Source organism: Nocardioides sp. YJ-D4 (assembly GCF_054031495.1).
Map to the genome: position 1 here is coordinate 1,301,696 of NZ_CM132932.1, position 16,284 is coordinate 1,317,979.

At 69.9% G+C, this 16,284-nt stretch carries 13 protein-coding genes and 1 pseudogene; 9 read left to right on the top strand and 5 right to left on the bottom strand.

Annotated features, from left to right (window positions below):
- Positions 1-81: 81 nt before the first annotated feature.
- Positions 82-936, top strand: a complete 855-nt coding sequence (locus tag ACW14X_RS06210; RefSeq protein WP_457165046.1) for an LLM class flavin-dependent oxidoreductase — start codon at positions 82-84, stop codon at positions 934-936.
- A gap of 66 nt (positions 937-1,002) precedes the next feature.
- On the opposite strand, the gene rpmA is transcribed toward ACW14X_RS06210, so the two are convergent.
- Both rpmA and rplU read right to left on the bottom strand, forming a co-directional pair.
- Positions 1,003-1,260, bottom strand: a complete 258-nt coding sequence (gene rpmA / locus ACW14X_RS06215) for a 50S ribosomal protein L27 (RefSeq protein ID WP_141803598.1) — start codon at positions 1,258-1,260, stop codon at positions 1,003-1,005.
- A gap of 36 nt (positions 1,261-1,296) precedes the next feature.
- Positions 1,297-1,599: a 50S ribosomal protein L21 gene (gene rplU / locus ACW14X_RS06220; RefSeq protein WP_160024636.1), complete on the bottom strand. Its 303-nt coding sequence runs from the start codon at positions 1,597-1,599 to the stop codon at positions 1,297-1,299.
- 298 nt (positions 1,600-1,897) lie between these two features.
- On the opposite strand from rplU, the gene ACW14X_RS06225 reads away from it, so the two are divergent.
- From ACW14X_RS06225 to ACW14X_RS06250, 6 genes are all read left to right on the top strand, one after another.
- Positions 1,898-2,680, top strand: coding sequence for a DeoR/GlpR family DNA-binding transcription regulator (locus ACW14X_RS06225; protein ID WP_457165047.1), 783 nt, complete (start codon positions 1,898-1,900; stop codon positions 2,678-2,680).
- Positions 2,681-2,846: 166 nt separating this feature from the next.
- Entirely contained in the window at positions 2,847-4,166 is a 1,320-nt protein-coding gene (locus ACW14X_RS06230) for an ABC transporter substrate-binding protein (RefSeq protein WP_457165048.1), read from the top strand.
- Positions 4,166-5,125 (top strand): carbohydrate ABC transporter permease, encoded by a 960-nt coding sequence (locus ACW14X_RS06235; protein ID WP_160024639.1) that lies wholly within the window; start codon positions 4,166-4,168, stop codon positions 5,123-5,125. The genes ACW14X_RS06230 and ACW14X_RS06235 overlap by 1 nt, the downstream gene beginning before the upstream one ends.
- Positions 5,122-5,958 (top strand): carbohydrate ABC transporter permease, encoded by an 837-nt coding sequence (locus ACW14X_RS06240; RefSeq protein ID WP_160024640.1) that lies wholly within the window; start codon positions 5,122-5,124, stop codon positions 5,956-5,958. Before ACW14X_RS06235 ends, ACW14X_RS06240 begins: the two co-directional genes overlap by 4 nt.
- A complete protein-coding gene (locus tag ACW14X_RS06245) occupies positions 5,955-7,430 on the top strand; it encodes a mannitol dehydrogenase family protein (protein WP_457165049.1) in 1,476 nt (491 codons plus the stop codon). The genes ACW14X_RS06240 and ACW14X_RS06245 overlap by 4 nt, the downstream gene beginning before the upstream one ends.
- A 123-nt stretch (positions 7,431-7,553) precedes the next feature.
- Positions 7,554-8,456: a DUF559 domain-containing protein gene (locus ACW14X_RS06250; RefSeq protein WP_457165050.1), complete on the top strand. Its 903-nt coding sequence runs from the start codon at positions 7,554-7,556 to the stop codon at positions 8,454-8,456.
- Positions 8,457-9,564: 1,108 nt separating this feature from the next.
- Here the strand turns inward: ACW14X_RS06250 and ACW14X_RS06255 are convergent.
- Positions 9,565-12,121: pseudogene (locus tag ACW14X_RS06255) on the bottom strand (Rne/Rng family ribonuclease); the annotation flags it as partial.
- A gap of 480 nt (positions 12,122-12,601) precedes the next feature.
- Here ACW14X_RS06255 and ACW14X_RS06260 point away from each other — a divergent pair.
- Both ACW14X_RS06260 and ACW14X_RS06265 read left to right on the top strand, forming a co-directional pair.
- Positions 12,602-13,498: an ABC transporter ATP-binding protein gene (locus ACW14X_RS06260; RefSeq protein ID WP_457165051.1), complete on the top strand. Its 897-nt coding sequence runs from the start codon at positions 12,602-12,604 to the stop codon at positions 13,496-13,498.
- Entirely contained in the window at positions 13,495-14,220 is a 726-nt protein-coding gene (locus ACW14X_RS06265) for an ABC transporter permease subunit (RefSeq protein ID WP_350716319.1), read from the top strand. The genes ACW14X_RS06260 and ACW14X_RS06265 overlap by 4 nt, the downstream gene beginning before the upstream one ends.
- A gap of 26 nt (positions 14,221-14,246) precedes the next feature.
- On the opposite strand, the gene ACW14X_RS06270 is transcribed toward ACW14X_RS06265, so the two are convergent.
- Together ACW14X_RS06270 and ACW14X_RS06275 are read right to left on the bottom strand one after the other, a co-directional pair.
- Positions 14,247-15,443 (bottom strand): winged helix DNA-binding domain-containing protein, encoded by a 1,197-nt coding sequence (locus ACW14X_RS06270; protein WP_457165052.1) that lies wholly within the window; start codon positions 15,441-15,443, stop codon positions 14,247-14,249.
- 24 nt (positions 15,444-15,467) lie between these two features.
- Positions 15,468-16,196: a TIGR03936 family radical SAM-associated protein gene (locus ACW14X_RS06275; RefSeq protein ID WP_457165053.1), complete on the bottom strand. Its 729-nt coding sequence runs from the start codon at positions 16,194-16,196 to the stop codon at positions 15,468-15,470.
- Positions 16,197-16,284 lie beyond the last annotated feature (88 nt).

Genomic DNA, 16,284 nt, shown 5'->3' on the forward strand with positions numbered 1-16,284 from the left:
CGGCGCATCTGATCCCGTGTCTCGCGAAGCGAAGCGAGCGAGAGGGATCGGATGCGCCGACTCGGCACTAAGTTTGAGCCCATGCGAGTAGGAACTGTGATGTGGCCGATCGAGGACTGGCCGGCGATGGGCGAGCGTTGGGTCCAGGCCGAGCAGCTCGGGTTCGAGACGGCGTGGGTCTATGACCACCTGGCCTGGCGCGGGCACAGCCCGTGGGAGGAGGCGTTCACGTCGATGGCGGCCGCGGCCGCGCTCACCTCCACGATCCGGCTGGGCACACTGGTGACCACCCCGAACTTCCGTACGCCGATCCCGACCGCCGCGGCGATCCGCAGCCTCGACCGGATCTCCGGTGGGCGCGTGACGATCGGCATCGGCGCGGGCGGCGACGACCACACCTCCGACGGGGACGTGCTCGGGCGGGAGTTCACGCCTCGCGAGCGCGCCGACCGGTTCGCGGAGTGGACCCGTATCGTCGACCAACTCCTGCGCGACTCGCCGGTGACGATCGACGGCGAGCACTGGCAGACCCACGAGGTGACCGTCTCTCCCGGTCAGGTGCAGCAGCCCCGCACCCCGCTGTGGCTGGCCGGCAACGGCCCGCGCGGGATCCGGCTCGCGGCCGAGGTCGGCGACGGGTGGATCGCCAACCCGCAGAGCGACGACCCGAAGGCGTACGTCGCCCAGCGGCTCGACATGCTCCGTACCGCCTGCGAGAAGGCGGACCGGGACTACGACGCGATGCCGAAGCTCTTCATGTCCGGCTTCACGGACGAGCCCTGGACCGAGTCGGCCGACGCGTTCGAGGACCTCGCCGGCTCCTACGCCGAGATCGGGATCACCGACATCGCCCTCCACTGGCCGCGTGCCGGGACCCGCTGGGAGGTCCCGTGGGACACCTTCGAGGCGATCGCACAGCGCGCGACGGAGCTCTGAGACAACCCAAAACCCGAAAGGGCGCTCCCCCAGCGGGGAGCGCCCTTTCGAAGAAGTGCTATCGACTCAGGCGTCAGCCGGAACGATGTTGATCACGCGACGGCCGCGGCGCTTGCCGAACTCGACCGCACCCGGCTGCAGGGCGAACAGGGTGTCGTCGCCGCCACGGCCGACGTTGGTGCCGGGGTGGAAGTGGGTGCCACGCTGGCGGACGATGATCTCGCCGGCGCTGACGACCTGGCCGCCGAAGCGCTTCACGCCGAGGCGCTGTGCGTTGGAGTCGCGACCGTTCTTGGTGCTTGCCGCACCCTTCTTGTGTGCCATCTTCTCAGTCCTTTAAGTGTCTCTAGAACGCCGGAATCAGGCGTTGATCGCGGTGACCTTGACCTGGGTGTACTTCTGACGGTGACCCTGGCGCTTCTTGTAGCCGGTCTTGTTCTTGTACTTCTGGATGATGATCTTCGGGCCCTTGGAGGCACCGACGATCTCAGCAGCAACCGAAGCCTTGTCGAGGCCGGTCGAGGTCACGTTCTCGCCGTCGACCAGGAGGACCACGGGCAGCGAGACGGCCGAGCCGTTCTCACCGTCGAGGCGGTCGATCTCGATGACGTCGCCGACAACGACCTTCTGCTGCTTGCTGCCAGCCTTCACGATCGCGTACACCGCGGTCTCCTTCATTGCTCCGAACTCAAAGTCTTGTGTCGACCCGCGGCAAGGCAGACCGGACCCCGAAGCGATAGGTGCCAGCAGATGCCTGCAGGAACGGCGCACTGCGCACGCCGAGATTCAATCTTACGTACGCGACGAGGTAGCCGCAAAACGCCGCGGCACCGTCCACCCGACACTGTCGCCATGGGTGCCTGCGACATGGTGCCTCAGAAGGCCCCGATCGCACCAACCGGGCGCCCGGTTCGGCCCCAATCCCTACGAACCGGGCACAATTCCGGGCATGATGGCGCCCATGACGTCGACCGAACCGTCGCTCGCGAACCAGGCCCGGCAGGAGGAGATCCTGGCGCGCGCACGCACGACCGGCCGGGTGTCGGTGACCGATCTCGCGCCCGATCTCGGCGTGAGCGTCGAGACGATCCGGCGCGACCTCAAGGTGCTCGCCGACCGCGGCGTCGTGGAGCGGGTCTACGGCGGCGCGGTCGCCCTGGAGAGCGGCAGCTTCGAGACCTCGCTCGAGTTCCGCGCGGGCCGCGACGTCGACGAGAAGCACCGGATAGCCCGGGCCGCCCTCCAGCACCGGCACGGCGCGGAGACAATCTACATCGACGAGGGCACGATGCCGCAGTTCCTCGCCGAGGAGTTGCTCGGCCAGGGGCCCGCGACGATCATCACCCCCTCGCTCCCGGTGGCCACCCGTCTCTCCGCCGATCCGGAGCTCACCGTGATCATCCTGGGCGGCCGGGTCCGCACCATCACCCGGGGCGTCGTGGACCAGTGGGCGACCCGGATGCTCACCGATCTGGTGATCGACCTGGCCTACATCGGCGCCAACGGGATCTCCCGCGAACAGGGTCTGACCACCCAAGACCCCTCCGTCGCCGCGGTCAAGCGCACCGCCATCGAACGCTCCAGGCGGCGGATCTTCTTCGGCGCCCACACCAAGTTCGGGGCCTCCAGCCTGTGCCGTTTCGCCGGCGTACGCGACTTCGAGCTGCTCATCACCGGCACCGAGCTGCCGGCCTCCGAGGCCCGCCGTTTCTCGGCACTCGGACCCCGGGTCATCCGGGCCTGAGATCGGGCGGCAACCGGGCGCTTCGGGCGCAGCGACCGGGCTAGGGGGTCCGGCGAGAATTACGCCATCGTGGTCCGTGACGACAGTCACACTGCGAGGAGGCAGATCGATGCGGGTACGGAGACGGACCTCCGCAGCGCTGACAGCGCTATCACTGTGCACGGTTTTGTTGACGGCATGCGGCACCGGCGGCCTGGGCGCCGGCGGGACGAGCGCGGGCGAGCACAGCATCACGGTGCTGATGGTCAACAACCCCCAGATGCTCGAGCTCCAGGAGCTCACCGCGGAGCACTTCACGAAGGAGACCGGGATCGAGGTGAACTTCGTGGTCAAGGTCGAGCAGGACATGCGCGACACCGCGAGCACCGAGTTCGCCAATCAGTCCGGGATCTATGACGTGGCGACGCTGTCCAACTTCGAGATCCCCTACTACGCTGAGGCCGGCTGGATCTCGGACATGGAGAGCATCGCGAACGACCCCGAGTTCGACCAGGACGACATCCTGCCGCCGATGACCGAGGCGCTCTCGGCCAACGGCAAGGTCTACGGGCAGCCGTTCTACGGCGAGTCCTCGTTCCTGATGTACCGCAAGGACCTGTTCGAGAAGCACGGCATCGAGATGCCGCCGAACCCGACCTGGGAGCAGGTCGCCGGGTTCGCCGCCCAGATCGACGAGGCCGAGGCCGACATGCGCGGTATCTGCCTGCGTGGCCTGGCCGGCTGGGGCGACAACCTCGCCTCGATCACGACGGTGGTCAACACCATGGGCGGCACCTGGTTCGACGAGGACTGGAACGCCCAGGTCAACAAGGGCGGCTTCAAGAAGGCGGCCAACTTCTACGTCGACCTGGTCCGCGAGCACGGCGAGGCCGGTGCCGCGACCTTCAGCTTCCCGCAGTGCCTCAACGCCATGCAGCAGGGCAAGGTCGCGATGTGGTACGACGCCACCTCCGGTGCCGGGTCGCTGGAGGCCGAGGAGTCGCCGGTCAAAGGCAAGGTCGGTTACGTCGCCGCCCCGCGCGACCAGACCGAGAACGCCGGCTGGCTCTACACCTGGGCCTGGGCGATCCAGAAGGCGTCGCGGCACCAGGAGGACGCCAAGAAGTTCGTCGCCTGGGCCTCCAGCAAGGAGTACGAGCAGCTGGTGATGGCCGACACCGAGAACGACACCGGCGGGCCGACCAACGTCCCCGCGGGAAAGCGGGCCTCGACCTATGAAGACCCCGAGTACCTCGAGGTGGCCGGCTCCTTCGCGACCCCGACCATGAACGCGATCAAGAACGCCCAGGCCGACAACCCCGGCGTCCAGAAGCGGCCCTACAACGGCATCCAGTTCGTCGGGGTTCCGAGCTTCACCGACTTCGGCACCGAGTGCGCCAAGCAGCTCAGCAGCGCCATCTCGGGCTCGAAGACCACCGACGCGGCACTCGACCGCTGTCAGTCGCTCGCCCAGGCGTACGGCGACGTCCAGAAGGAGAAGCAGTGATGGCCACCGTGACCGCACCACTCCCCGAAACGACCGAGCCGACGGCGACCCGGCCGCCCGCGGCGTACCGGAAATGGGGGCGGGAGTCGTGGAAGCTGCGCGCGCCCCTGCTGCCCGCGCTGATCTTCCTGATCGTCGTGACGCAGCTGCCGTTCGTGGCGACGCTGGTGATGTCGTTCATGAACTGGAGCGCCCAGCCCGACGCCCCGGAGCGCAGCTTCGCCGGTTTCGACAACTTCAAGACCGTGTTCACGACGCCGGCCTACCGTACGGCCGTCCTGAACACGATCGAGATGACCGTGGTCGTCGTCGGGGTCAGCGCCGTGCTCGCCCTCGGGATCGCACTGCTGCTCAACCATGCGTTCATCGGCCGCGGTCTGGTCCGCACGATGATGATCGCGCCGTTCCTGATCGTGCCGATCGCGGCCGCGGTCTTCTGGGGCAACGGCATCCTGATGACCGGGTTCGGCCTGGTCGACGGTGTGCTCGGTCAGCTCGGGGTGCCCGGTGCCCAGGACATCGCGTTCCTCACCGACCATCCGAAGCTCGCCATCGAGATCGAGCTGATCTGGCAGTGGACGCCGTTCATGATGCTGATCCTGCTCGCCGGCCTGCAGTCGCAGGACCCTGAGGTGCTGGAGGCAGCGAGCATCGACGGCTGCAACGGATGGCAGACGTTCGTGCACATGACGCTCCCCCACGTACGCCGCTATCTCGAGCTCTCGATCGTGCTCGGCACGATCTTCATCGTCCAGAACTTCGACTCGGTCCTGGGTATGACCGGTGGGCTGAACTCCACCAACATCCCGTACGCCGTCTACGAGACGTTCTACTCGGCCAAGGACTACGGGGTCGCCTCCGCGCTGGGCGTCGTCGTGGTCATCGGCTCACTGATCATCGCGACCTTCGCGCTCCGCGTCGTGTCGTCCCTGCTGACCGACGAGGAGGCAAGCCGATGAACGCATGGAACCGGCAACGGGTGGCGAAGATCGTCATCCCGATCGCAGCGTGGCTGGTCGGCATCATCTTCGTGATCCCGATCCTCTACATGGTCCTGACCTCGCTGCACGCACCGCAGGACGCCCAGACGTACCCGCCGAGCTGGGGTGCCCCGCTGACGCTGGACAACTACACCGGCCTGTTCACCTCCGCGAACCCGATCACCCCGGCGCTGATCAACTCCGTCATCACCAGCGTGATCTCGACGCTGCTGGTGCTCGCCCTGGCCATCCCGGCGGCGTACGCCCTGGCGATCAAGCCGGTGAAGAAGTGGTCGGACGCGATGTTCTTCTTCCTGTCGACGAAGATGCTGCCGATGGTCGCGGGGATCCTGCCGATCTACCTGTTCACGACCCAGGTCATCAAGATGCCCGACAACGTGATCATCCTGATCCTGCTCTACACCGCGATGAACCTGCCGATCGCGGTCTGGATGATGCGCTCGTTCCTGGCCGAGGTGCCGCCCGCGATCATCGAGGCCGCCTCGATCGACGGCGCTTCGACGTTCCGGATCCTGACCCGGATCGTGGCGCCGATCTCGATGCCGGGGGTCGCGGCCACGTCGCTGATCTGCTTCATCTTCGCCTGGAACGAGCAGCTCTACGCCAAGGTGCTGACGTCGGTCGCCGCGCAGACAGGCCCTGTCTTCGTGAACACGCTGATCCAGACCGAGCACGCCTACCTCGCCGAGCTGGCCGCCGGAGCGACGCTGATCTCGCTGCCCGTGCTCATCGCCGGGTTCGCAGCTCAGGACAAGCTGGTGCAGGGCCTCTCCCTCGGGGCGGTCAAATGACTCACGCTCGACTCACGTCGGCTCGGCTCGGCGAGCTGTCTGCGGCCGTCGCCGTCCCCGCCTACGACCGCTCCGCCGTCACCCCCGGGATCGTGCATCTCGGGGTCGGTGGCTTCCACCGCGCCCACCAGGCACGCTACGTCGACGACCTGCTCGCCTCGGGCGTCCGCGACTGGGGCATCGTCGGGGTGGGGCTGATGCCCCAGGACGTACGCATGCGGGACGCTCTCGCCGCTCAGGACCATCTCTACACGCTCGTCGAGCGGGCGCCGGACGGAGGCGTGCGGGGCCGGGTGATCGGCTCGATCATCGACTACCTCTTCGCCCCCGACTCCCCCGCGGACGTGTTGGACCTGCTCACCGACCCGCGGATCCGGATCGTGTCGCTGACCATCACCGAGGGCGGCTATCACGTCAACCAGGCGACCGGCGGCTTCGACGCCTCCGACCCCGCCATCCAGGCGGACCTGGAGCCCGGGGCCGTGCCGTCGACGGCGTTCGGGTACGTCGTGGAGGCGTTGGCGCGCCGTCGGGCCGAGGGGATCGCGCCGTTCACGGTGATGTCGTGCGACAACATCGCCGGAAACGGGGAGGTCGCCCGCGGGATGCTGTCCGCCTTCGCTTCCCTGCGCGACCCGGAGCTCGGCGACTGGATCAGGTCCGAGGTGGCCTTCCCGAGCTCGATGGTGGACCGGATCACCCCGGCCACGACCGACGCCGACGTCGAGGAGGTCGGCTGGCGGTTCGGGATCGGGGACGCCTGGCCGGTCGTCAGCGAGCCGTTCTCCCAATGGGTGCTCGAGGACCATTTCCCGCAGGGACGGCCGCCGTTCGAGCAGGCCGGGGTCGAGATGGTGCCGGACGTGGAGCCGTACGAGCTGATGAAGCTGCGGCTCCTCAACGCCAGCCACCAGGCGCTGTGCTACCTCGGCTACCTCTCCGGCTACCGCTACGCCCACGAGGTCTGCACGGACCCGCTGTTCGTCGACTTCCTGCTCGGCTACATGGCACACGAGGGCACCCCGACCCTGCCGCAGGTGCCCGGGGTGGACCTGCCGGGCTACCAGCAGGAGCTGATCTCCCGCTTCGCCAACCCCTACATCCGCGACACCCTGGCGCGGCTCTGCGCGGAGAGCTCCGACCGGATCCCCAAGTGGCTCGTGCCGGTCATCACCGCTCAGCTGGATCGTGGCGGCTCGGTGCGTCGGTCGGCGCTCGTCGTCGCCTCCTGGGCCCGCTACGCCGAGGGCGTCGACGAGCAGGGCGCGCCGATCGACATCGTCGACCGGCGCCGGGCCGACGTGACGGCCCGCGCGATCGCACAGCGCGAGGACCCGCTCGCCTTCCTCCGCGACCCCGATCTCTTCGGCGACCTCGTCGACTCCCCTGAGTTCACCGAGCCGTACGCCGAGGCGCTGGCGTCCCTGCACGCGGTCGGTGCGCGGAAGACTCTCGAATCCTGGGAGAGCTGACACACAGTTCGTGCGGTTCGGGCGGGTCAGCGGGGATATGAGGTTGAACCGTGTGCCTCGATGCACCAGGTTGGACACACTCGGGCGGCTGACCTGCCCAGACGTCGACCACTGAGGTGAACTGTGTGCGCCGCTCCTGACCTGACGGAGATCCTCCGCGTACGTGGCGGAGCCGCCACCCGCAAGGAGCTGCTCGACCTGGGACTGCGCGACGAACTTGACGCTGCTCAGTCTGCGGGGAAGCTCGTCGTGCTCACCGGCGCCCGGGTGGCGCTTCATGGGCTCCCCGACGACAAGTCGGCGGCACTCGCGCTCGGCGGAGTGGTCTCCGGGCTCAGCGCCGCACGTGTGTGGGGCTGGTCGCTGAAGCACGAGCCGACCGAGATCGAGGTGACAGTGCCGCGTAACAGCTCGCGCAAGGCGCGATCAGGTGTGGTCGTACGTCGCCGCGATCTTCCCGGCGACGCCATCGGTCCGGGCGCGATCACCTCCCGTGCCCGAACCGTCGTGGACTGCGCGCGGCAGCTTCCGTTCGACCAGGCGCTGTGCGTCGCCGACTCGGCGCTGCGAGACGGCTTGGTCACCGGCCTCACCCGCGACGACCTGGTCGCCGCGGCCGAGTCCCTGCCGCGCACCGGGCGGCAACGCGCCTTGGATGTCATCGCCGTTGCCGACCGGCGGGCAGCAAATGCCTTCGAATCGGTGACGAGGGCGATCGTGCTCCCGATCGCCGGGCTCTCGGTCACACCCCAGGGTGAGCTGGGATTCAGCGAGGCCGGGGCAGAGCAGTACGGAGACCTCGTCGATGCTCGCCTGCGGCTTCTCATCGAGTGCGAGTCGTGGGCCTACCACTCCGGCGAGGAACCGTTCCGGCGCGACATCCGCCGCTACACCGATCTGGTCGCGCGGGGCTGGACCGTCCTCCGCTTCGTCTGGGAGGACGTGATGCAGCGTCCGGACTATGTACGTCGCCAGGTCGAGCGAGTCGTCGAACGCCTCGATGGTCGTCGGGCCGTCCCGCGTTGACGAGGAGGGCGCAGCGGGAACGCCGAAGCCCCGGCTTCCGCTGGTGCGGTCGCCGGGGCTCCTGAGCGTACGTCAGCTGTCTTCTGCCCTTCGGGCGGTCACTCGGACGTCTCGGACTGCGCGGTGTTTCGGCTCGCGCCGCCGCGGGTGCGGGTCACGACCTTCGGCGCGGGGGTCGAGGCTGTGCCGTTGCTGACGATCGGCGCCTCGGACTTGGTCGCGGTCATCACCGCGCCCTCGCCGGTGCTCACGACCTCGCGGCGGGCGCCGCGGCGCTGCCGGGTGACCACCTTGGGCTTGGAGTCGACAGGCTCGGCCGCAACCGGCTCGGCCACGATCGGCTCCGGCTTCGACTCGGGCTCGGTCGCCTCGGGCTCGACGGCCGGGGCCACGGGAGCGGGCTCCTCCTCGGCGACCGGCTCGGTCGTAACCGGCTCGGCCGCGACCGGCTCGGACGGTGCCGGCTCCGGCTTCGACGCGGTCGAACTCCCGACGACGGCGGCCAGGACCGGACGGCCGGTGGTGGCGGCACGGCGGGTGCGCGTACGCGTGGTGACCTTCGGGGCCTCCGGCTCGGCCGGGGTCGTCGGCTCGGCCGGAGTCTCGGCGGCCGGGGCCTCGGCGGGCGTCTCGACCGGCTCGGTCACCGGGGTCGACGCCTTGGACCGGCGCGAACGGGTGCGGGTCGTGACCTTGGGAGCCTCGACCGTCGCCGGCTCGGCCGAGGCCTCGACGGGCTCGGCCACCGGGGACTCGGCGGGGGTCTCGACCGGCTCGGCCACCGGGGCAGACGCCTTGGACCGACGCGAACGCGTGCGGGTCGTCACCTTGGGAGCCTCGGCGGGCTCGGCGGGGGTCTCGACGGGCTCGACGACCTGGGCAGCCGGCTCGTCGGTCTTCTCCACGCTGTCGCTCTGTCCGGCCATGGCGGCGAACTCGGCGGGCGTGGGCGTCTTGGCGGACTCCTCGACGGGCTCGGCGCGGTGCTCGGTGCCGATCTCGTCCTTGCCCTTGCCGCGGCCACCGCGACCGCCACGACGGCGCGAACGCGGCTCGTCGGGGGCGACACCGGAGGACTTGCCGGCCTCGACAGGGTGCTCGTGGATCACGAGGCCACGGCCGCCACAGGCGTCGCAGTTCTCGGAGAAGGCCTCGAGCAGACCGGTGCCGATCCGCTTACGGGTCATCTGCACCAGACCCAGCGAGGTGACCTCGGCGACCTGGTGACGGGTCCGGTCGCGGCCCAGGCACTCGACCAGGCGACGGAGCACCAGGTCACGGTTGGACTCGAGGACCATGTCGATGAAGTCGACGACGATGATGCCGCCGATGTCGCGCAGCCGGAGCTGGCGCACGATCTCCTCGGCCGCCTCGAGGTTGTTCTTGGTGACCGTCTCCTCCAGGTTGCCCCCGGAGCCGGTGAACTTGCCGGTGTTGACGTCGACGACGGTCATCGCCTCGGTGCGGTCGATGATCAGCGAGCCACCCGAGGGCAGCCAGACCTTGCGGTCCAGGCCCTTCGCGATCTGCTCGTCGATCCGGTACGCGGCGAAGGCGTCGGCCTCGCCGTCGTACTTCTCCACCCGCTCCTCGAGGTCGGGGGCCACCGACTGGACGTAGTCCTTGACGGTCTCCCACGAGGAGTCGCCGGAGATGACCAGCTTGGCGAAGTCCTCGGTGAACAGGTCGCGCACGACCTTGAGGGTCAGGTCGGGCTCGCCGTAGAGCAGCTGCGGGGCGTTGCCGTTGGCCTTCTTCTCGATGTCCTCCCAGCGCGCCTTGAGCCGCTCGACGTCACGCGTGAGCTCGTCCTCGGCGGCGCCCTCGGCAGCGGTGCGTACGATCACGCCGGCCGTGTCGGGGACGATCTCCTTCAGGAGGGTCTTGAGGCGGTTGCGCTCGGTGTCGGGCAGCTTGCGGGAGATGCCGGAGGTGGTGCCGTCGGGCACGTAGACCAGGAAGCGGCCGGCCAGCGAGATCTGCGAGGTCAGGCGGGCACCCTTGTGGCCGATCGGGTCCTTCGTCACCTGGACGAGCACCTTCTGGCCGGAGGTCAGCACCGACTCGATCTTGCGGGGCTGGCCCTCCTTCCAGCCGAGCGAGGCCCAGTTGACCTCACCGGCGTAGAGCACCGCGTTGCGGCCCTTGCCGATGTCGATGAACGCGGCCTCCATGGAGGGCAGCACGTTCTGGACGCGGCCGAGGTAGACGTTGCCGATCAGGCTGGTCTGGCTCTCGCGGGCGACGTAGTGCTCCACGAGCACCTTGTCCTCGAGCACCGCGATCTGGGTGAGGTCCTCACGCTCGCGGATCACCATGACGCGCTCGACCGACTCGCGGCGGGCCAGGAACTCGGCCTCGCTCACGATCGGGGCGCGACGGCGACCGGCCTCGCGGCCCTCGCGGCGGCGCTGCTTCTTGGCCTCCAGGCGGGTCGAGCCCGCCAGCGCGGTGATCTGGTCGTCACCGGTGCGGCTCTGGCGAACCTTGGTGACGGTGTTCTCCGGGTCGTCCCCGGCGGCGGCGTCGCCCGAGGCCTCGCCGGCCCGGCGGCGACGACGGCGACGGCGCGAGGAGGTGCTGCCCTCGCCCTGCTCGGCGTCGGCGTCCTTGCCGGCGTCGTCGCTCTCGTCGGTGTCCTCGGACCTGTCCTCGGTGTCGGACGCGTCGGAGCCGTCGGCGTCGCCGTTGGCACCCTTGCGACGGCGGCGGCCGCCACGGCGGCGACGACGACGGCCGTTGCCGCCACCCTCACCGTCGTCGGCCGAGCTCTCGTCGGACTCGTTGCCGGTCTCGGACTCGGTCTCGGGCTCGGTGTCGGTCGCCTCGGGCTCCTCGTCGGCGGCCTTCTCCTCGACCGGCGCCGCGTTGCGCGAACCGCGCTTGCGGGTCCGGGTGGGGGCCTCCTCCTTCGCCACCTCAGCGGCGGGCTCGACGGCGGGCTCGGTGGCCTGCGGCTCCACCTCGGCGGGCGTCTCGACAGCGGCCTCGACAGGCTCCTCGACGGGCTTCGGCTCGGCGACCTTGCGCGTACGCCGGCGGGTGGTCGTCTTGGTCGGCGCCTGGAACAGCACCGCGGGGGCCGGCGGACCGGCCTGCTCGGCCCCGGTCTCCTCGAGGGTCTCGTCGGCGACCTCCTCGGCGGGGGTCTCGACGGGCTCCACGGGCTCGACGACGGGCGCGGCGGCCTTCTTGGCGGCCGTCTTCTTCGCGGTGGTCCGCTTGGCGGCGGTCTTCTTCGCAGCCGTCTTCTTGGCCGGAGCCTCGACCGTCTCGGCGGGAGTCTCGGGGGTCTCGGAGGTCTCGGAGGTCTCGGCCTCCGGCGCGGCGGTGGTCTCGGTGGTCTCGACCTCGGCCGGAGCCGGAGCGGCAGCCTTCTTGGTCGTACGCTTCCGGGTCGTCTTCTTCGCCGCCGTCTTCTTGGCGGGGGGCTCGGCGGCCTCAGCGGCCTCGACGGTCCCGTCGGCGGGCGCCTCGGCAGCCTCAGCCGGGGCCGCGGCGGCCTTCTTGGTGGTGCGCTTGCGCGTGGTCTTCTTCGCCGCAGTCTTCTTCGCGGGGGTGGTCTCGCCGGTCGCTTCCGCGTCGGTCGTGGGGGTGTCGGTCACCGGAGCCTGCGCTGTTTCAGCGTCGTTCTCGGTGTTCTCGACAGTGGTCTCGTCGGCCATGCCGTTCTCCTCATCCAGGACCTTCACAGGTGCCGGATAGTCAGGTGCCGGGAAACGGGCGCTGCGCAGTATCTAACTTTTTCCACGTAGCAGCCGCGTCGCGGCGCAAAGCTTGTCAGGGCGGCGGCATCCTCCGCAGCGGTGCGTCACAGGCAGCGGTTCGTCACCTGCCGCGGTCGCTCGGCCGTCCGGGACCTTCCCGGGCGAGTCGCTCTCACTGACCTGCTAGGCCTGCGTCGCGGTCTGGTGACGCCCTACCTCCTGTGTGCCGGAGTGCGGCCCCGGAGGACCCACGCCGGCGAGGCGTCGTCGGACTGTCCATTCCTCGGGGCGGGCCCGATTGTTTGAGCAGTCGTCTCGGAGTATCGCATACACCCTGTCAACAGATCGATATCTGGGACGACGTACGCCCCTGGACGGACCTGCCAGATCATCCCTCGGGCTGATTCGCGCGCCGGGCCGCGCGCCTAGGCTCGGCCCGTGATCCAGCTGCGCAACCTCACCAAGAGGTACGGCGACAAGACCGCCGTGGACGACCTCACCCTCGATCTCGAGCCCGGCTCCGTGACCGGCTTCCTGGGCCCCAACGGCGCCGGGAAGTCGACCACGATGCGTCTCATCCTCGGCCTCGACGCCGCGACGTCGGGCACCGCGACCGTCGATGGCAAGGCGTACGCCGATCTCGACCGTCCCACGCACACCATCGGCGCGCTCCTGGACGCCAAGGCGGTCCACCCGGGCCGTTCGGGACGGGACCACCTGCGCGCGATGGCTCGCAGCCAGGGCATCGAGGACCGCCGTGTCGACGAGGTCCTGGAGCTGACCGGCATGACCGCTGCCGGCCGCCGCCGTGCCGGGACGTACTCCCTGGGTATGAGCCAGCGCCTCGGCATCGCCGGCGCGCTCCTCGGCGATCCCAAGGTGCTGATGCTCGACGAGCCGGTCAACGGCCTCGATCCCGACGGCGTGCGCTGGATTCGTACGCTGCTGCGCGGCCTCGCCGCCGAAGGACGCACCGTCTTCGTCTCCTCCCATCTGATGAGCGAGATGGAGCAGACCGCCGACCGGCTCGTGGTCCTGGGCCGCGGGCGCCTGGTCGCCGACGCCCCGATGAGCGAGTTCCTCTCCCCCAGTGGCACCCGCGTACGCGGCCCCGAGCTCGGCCCGCTCGCCGAGCTGCTGGCCGGTCACGAGGTGACCTGGAACGGCGAGAACGAGCTGACCGTGGCGGTGCTGACCCCCGCGGAGGTCGGCACGCTCGCCCATCGCGCCGGGGTGCTCCTGCACCTGCTCGAACCCGTCGAACCGACCCTGGAGGAGTCCTACGTGAAGCTGACCGCGGATGCCGTCGAGTACTCCGCCGGAGGTGCCGCATGAGCGCCCTCGCCCGGGTCGTGAGCTCGGAGTGGCTCAAGATCCGGACCGTACGCTCCTCGCTCTGGTTCCTCGGCGGCGCCACCGCGATCATGCTGCTGACCTCGCTGCTCCAGGCCGACGACGGCGACCCGTCGGCCGTCGCCTCCACGGCGTCGGTGATCGGGTCGACGCAGTACTTCGTCCAGTTCCTGGCCGCCGCCTTCGGCATCCTCGCGATCACCGCGGAGTTCGCGTCGCGCTCGATCACCGTCACCTTCGCCTGTACGCCGTCGCGGACCCGGGTGCTGAGCGCCAAGGCGCTGGTCGTGGCGGCGAGCGTGCTGGTGGCCGGGGTGGCCGTGGCCGGGCTCGGCCTGCTGGCCGCGGCGATCCGGCTCGGCGAGCTCGGCGACCTCACCGGCGACGACGTCGCACTTGTCCTGCGGCTCGGCGTGTTCCTGGCACTGCTCGCGACCGTCGGCCTCGGTTTCGGCGGGCTGTTCCGGCGCACCGCCGGCGCGCTCTCCTTCGTGCTCTTCCTTCTGCTGCTGATGCCGGAGCTGCTCGGGCTGCTCGCCCAGCGGTTCGGCTGGTCGTGGCTGGAGACCGCGATCGACTACACCCCGGCACCGGCCGGGTACGCGCTCGTCGAGGGTGACTGGCTCTTCGGCGGCGTACTCCTGATCTGGGCGGTCGGGCTGGTCGCCGGCTCCGCCTGGGTGCTGCGCCGCCGCGACGTCTGACGCTCTCCTTTGCGAAGCGGTCGTCCTTAGGGGAGCCGCGCGTCCTTCATCTGCCGCGAGGCGTACACGTTGGTGATCACGACACCGTCCAGCCAGGCGGTCAACCGCTCCGCCTCGGCCTCCAGCGCCGCGCGGCCCGCGGCGCCGATGTCGTGGCGGAGGATCACCCGCACCGTCGCGTCCGCGTCCTGAACCCAGCAGCCGACGATCCGGCCGTCCCACCAGGCGGTGTTGCCGGCATTACCGTTGGAGTCGAAGAGGTACGCCACGTCCTCGGCGTCCAGATAGAACCCGCGCTCCTTCCACCCCATGACGGTGGGGTCGAGGGTGGGCAGCAGAGCGGCCCAGGGTTCGGTCTCGGGTTCCGGCGAGGTGGCGATCGGGTCGTCGGGAAGGACCCATCCCGTGCCACCGCCCTCGAGCTCTACCTCCGCGGCGCCGACGGCGGCGAGCGCGGCTCGCACGGCCGTCTTCGTGGACCCGAGCCACCAGACCACGTCGGCCTCGGTGCCCGGACCGAAGGTCCCCAGCCAGCGGCGGACGAGCTCGGCGTAGCCCTCGGCAGAGGCGAGCGGGGCCGGCACCTCGTCGAGCCACGACTCGGTCAGCGTCCAGGCAGGCTTGTTGAGCCGCCAGTGACCGAGGTTGGTCGCCCGCATCAGCCGGCCCTGCGCGGCGAGGGTGCCGATCACCCAGCGGCCGATCGCGAACTCACCGCCCCACTTCTTCCCCGGCGAGCCCATCCGGAAGCGGGCGTCGAGCTCCGGGACCAGCTCGCGCAGCTGCGTCGTGGTCCGTGGCTCTCCGTCGGCCAGCGCGGCCAGCGTCGCCGCGTACGCCTTCTCGATCCAGCCGTCCTGGTCCTCGTGAATCCCGCCGGCGGTCAGCCACTTGTGGAGGTTCTTCTCCTCCTGGGCGGCCACCCGGGCCGAGGCGCTCCCCAGCGCGGCCGGCAGCAGGTCGCGCGGGAAGGCGAAGAGCGTACGCCGCATCGCCAGCTGCTTGACCAGCGACCGCTCCTCGTAGAGCGCCCGATCGACGTCCTCGACGCCGAGGTCGTGGACCCGCGCGTGCAGGGCGAGGTGGACGGTCGCGGCCTCGGTCGCGTGCCAGGCGGTCATCGCCTGCGTCGCGTCCGCGACGTCGGCGTACCTGTGGGCGGGGGCGAGTCCGTGCCGGCGGGCCAGCCTCGCCCGTCGCTCACGGTCGGTGACCATTCTCATCGGCAGAGCCTCACCCAGGGCACGTTAGTGGAGCGGGTCGCCGATCGTGCCGGAAGCCTCGTCGAAGACTCCCTGGCTGAGCCGGGTCAGGAGCGGCAGCCCACCGTGCTCGGGGCCGACCTTCAGGCCGCCGATGCGCTCCAGACCGGTGACGACGTCGTCGGGACGTACGGTCGGGGTGCCGTGCTTGAGCATGAGCTCCAGCCGGGAGCCACGCTCGCGGGGCGCCGAGCTGAGGCGTACGACCGCGCCTCGGGCATCGAACTCGCGCAGACCCTTCTTGGTCATCCGGGAGACGATGACCTCCTCGGCTCCGAGGAACGCCTCGACGGCCGCAGCGGCGTCCTCCGGTGCCGTCGGCAGGTCGATGATCCACTCGCTGCCGGTGAGCAGGTCGGCCAGCGCACCCTTGGGCGAGGTGGCGGTGTCCACGACGTCGATCAGGTCGAGACCGTCGGGCATGACCTCGTCCAGGGCAGCCTTGGTCGCGGCCGGGTCGACCGTCTCGCGCAGTCCCAGCTCGACGTACTCGGCCTCGCTCGCCGCTCCCGTCGGAGCCGCACCGGCGTAGGAGATCCGCGGGTGCGGGTTGAAGCCCGAGGAGTACGCCACCGGGATCCGGGCCCGCGCGACCGCGCGCTCGAAGGCGCGGCTGAAGTCGCGGTGGCTGGTGAACCGGAGCCGGCCGCGCTTGGCGTAGCGGATGCGGAGGCGCTGGACCGGCGGGGCCTGCTGTTCGGGCTGTTGACGCACGAGGTCGATTATGTCGGTCCGGGGGCGCGATCACCCATCCGGCGAATGGAAAGCGAACGGTCTGTAACGGTTTGCGCACCAAAAATGG

Excerpts from the sequence above, each read along its gene's own strand:
- ACW14X_RS06210 (WP_457165046.1), top strand. The coding sequence starts at position 82 with ATGCGAGTAGGAACTGTGATGTGGCCGATCGAGGACTGGCCGGCGATG.
- rpmA (WP_141803598.1), bottom strand. The coding sequence starts at position 1,260 with ATGGCACACAAGAAGGGTGCGGCAAGCACCAAGAACGGTCGCGACTCC.
- ACW14X_RS06225 (WP_457165047.1), top strand. The coding sequence starts at position 1,898 with ATGACGTCGACCGAACCGTCGCTCGCGAACCAGGCCCGGCAGGAGGAG.
- ACW14X_RS06235 (WP_160024639.1), top strand. The coding sequence starts at position 4,166 with ATGGCCACCGTGACCGCACCACTCCCCGAAACGACCGAGCCGACGGCG.
- ACW14X_RS06240 (WP_160024640.1), top strand. The coding sequence starts at position 5,122 with ATGAACGCATGGAACCGGCAACGGGTGGCGAAGATCGTCATCCCGATC.
- ACW14X_RS06245 (WP_457165049.1), top strand. The coding sequence starts at position 5,955 with ATGACTCACGCTCGACTCACGTCGGCTCGGCTCGGCGAGCTGTCTGCG.
- ACW14X_RS06265 (WP_350716319.1), top strand. The coding sequence starts at position 13,495 with ATGAGCGCCCTCGCCCGGGTCGTGAGCTCGGAGTGGCTCAAGATCCGG.
- ACW14X_RS06270 (WP_457165052.1), bottom strand. The coding sequence starts at position 15,443 with ATGAGAATGGTCACCGACCGTGAGCGACGGGCGAGGCTGGCCCGCCGG.